Source organism: Nitrospira sp. BLG_2, assembly GCF_049222245.1.
Genome location: NZ_JBLYIG010000110.1, coordinates 1 through 2,491, shown reverse-complemented (window position 1 = coordinate 2,491; position 2,491 = coordinate 1). Strand labels below are relative to the sequence as shown.

The 2,491-nt window shown below is 56.8% G+C and carries 2 protein-coding genes; one reads left to right on the top strand and one right to left on the bottom strand.

Annotated elements, in window-relative coordinates; all coding sequences use genetic code 11:
* Positions 1-1,803, bottom strand: a 1,803-nt coding sequence (locus ACOSYY_RS03220) for a proline dehydrogenase family protein (protein ID WP_421660831.1), incomplete at its 3' end; no start/stop codon positions are given.
* A gap of 230 nt (positions 1,804-2,033) precedes the next feature.
* Between ACOSYY_RS03220 and ACOSYY_RS03215 the strand changes: the two genes are divergently transcribed.
* A partial coding sequence (locus ACOSYY_RS03215; RefSeq protein WP_421660830.1) for a P-loop NTPase occupies positions 2,034-2,491 on the top strand: 458 nt, incomplete at its 3' end.

Here is a 2,491-nt window from a genome sequence, read left to right as displayed (position 1 = left end):
GAGAAAGTCGATCGCTTCCGCCACATCGGCGTCGGCCTCCCGCCAGGTCTTGCCGACTTCAAAGATCTCCCACGCTGCCAGTTCGTACCGGCGGCGAGATAGTTCCGACGCGACCGTCCTTAGTATGGCAGATCGTGCTTCCGGAGCCATCCGCCGCCAAGGGTGCCATTGTTTGAGCGCCTGTTCGATGATGGGATCCAGATCGGATACCGTTGCGCTCTGCACCCTGGCTACGACCTCATTCGGTCTACAAGGATCACGGGATTCTAGCCATGGGCCGGTCAGTCTGATACCCAGTGTTTCACCGGACCATTGTCGGCCTAACTGAGATTGAACCGATCCGATGCCGGCCCGCATGCTCTTTCGAATCGCTGCCTGTGAAAAGTCGCTGTGCGGTTCGTTGCTGAAATGCTTTCCGCCGCTCGTTGTAGTGTCTTGGAGCTGAGTCGGAGCTGCCGGTGGAGCGAGGAGTCGGGCCAATGGCTGGGACTCAACGTATTCTTTTTGCAGAAACGATTCGTTCGACGTATTTTCCAAGAGCCGCCGAACGAGATAGGCCATACCGGGAAGCAGCCGGCCCACAGGGCTATAGAGGCGGACACGGCGGCCTAATTTGACCATGGCTTGCTGGAAGGGCTCGGCCATGCCGAAGATCATTTGGTACTCGCGGGTTTCAGGAGCAAGACCCCGCGATTCGGCATGGGCTTCGATGGCGGCCAACGTGCGAAGATTATGCGTGCCGAACGCGGGGCGGATGAGATCGGAATGTTCAAACAGCATCGGAATCAATCGCTCGTACTGAATGTCGGTTTCCGCCTTGTGTTCAAAAAGCGGAAGCGGCCAGCCAGCTTGCCGATACCGGACGGTGTCTGAATCCCAGTACGCGCCTTTGACCAATCGGATTGTGATCGGCGCATGGCGTGTTCGTAGCCAAGCCACCAATTCCTGTATATCGCGCTCGGTTTCTCGGTGATACGCCTGCAACGCGAGTCCGGCATAGGGATAGGCTCGATAGGCCGGCTCTGCGAAGAGCTTCTTGAAAATATGCAGAATGAGGTCTTTTGTCTCTGCCTGCTCCATATCGAAAATCAATCCGGCGGGCAGGGACTGTGCCAGATCTACCAACGGGCGGAGACGCGCGGCCACCGACTCGTAACTTCCATCGGGATCGATCGGGCCCAACCGTGAGGAGAGAGCTGAAATTTTGAGCGAGAGCTGTACGCGTGGAATCGGTCCCAAGTGGTCTTGTTGGAGCAGCGGAGCCGAGGCCCACGTTTTGGAGGCTCGGTCGAGTTCAATCAAAGCATTCAGACACTGATCACGATAGCGGTCGGCTTCCGGTTCGCTGACTGTGGCTTCGCCCAAAAGATCGACAGACGAGGCTCGTCCGGTTTTCCATAGTCGCGCCAAGGCCGGAACTGCTTCTTCCATCGAGGCACCGGCAATGAAAGTTTTGGCCATCTGCTCGATCTGTTTCCTGATCGACTTGCCGGTGAGACGGGCTCCCAGGCTCGTTGAAGCCAGCGCCTTCAATCCCCGCTGAAGTCCGAACAACTCGCTGCTCTCGTGGCCGAAATACTCATCGGCGAGCGAGACGACTCGTTCATCGTCCTGAATGACCGGAAGGACATCGATGAAGTGAAACAACCGTGTCTTAAAGGATGCATCCTTCATCGCCAGATTGATCGCCGAATGAGCCCACCAGCGGCTATCGAAGATCGACGGTGAAAGCCCGGAGGAGAGCTGCGCAAGTTGTTCGCCGATCCGGCGAATGGTTGGTTCCAGGGGAAGAGATGAGGTCATCGGAGTCCTGCGAATGACGCGCTTCGTTTGAATTCAGTATACCTCTCCAATTGGCCGATGGTCATCGCCCACGACTTCCCCGGTCGGCAGATGGTCGATAGACCGAGCTACCCCATATCATTTCGCATATGGCATCGCTTATGATGCTGATATCAGGCTCAATAGAGGCTTGGATCGTGGATGCACATCCTCTAAGACCGGTCGGGTGAATCGGAGTAGGAGATATTGATATGGCTGACGAACATGGCCATGGGGCACCACAGCCCCAGGCAAAAGATAATTTGATTCCAGGAGTGAAGCAAGTCATCGCGGTGAGCAGCGGAAAAGGCGGGGTGGGAAAATCGACCGTGGCGGCGAACCTGGCCTGTGCGTTGGCTGTGGCCGGTGCTAAGGTAGGACTCTTGGATGCCGACCTCTACGGCCCCAAGATCCCCCTGGTGATGAGGAGCACGACCGGACCGGAACAGAAAGACGGCAAGATTCTCCCGGTCGAGAATTACGGGGTAAAGCTGATTTCGATGGCGTTTCTCGTGCCGGAAGAAGCCCCGCTGGTTTGGCGCGGCCCGATGGTTCAGCAGTATTTGCAAGCGTTCTTCCGCGATGTGTTGTGGGGAGACTTGGACTATCTACTCATCGACTTGCCTCCTGTTACCGGCGATTTGCAGCTTTCCTTGGCGCAGATGGTTCC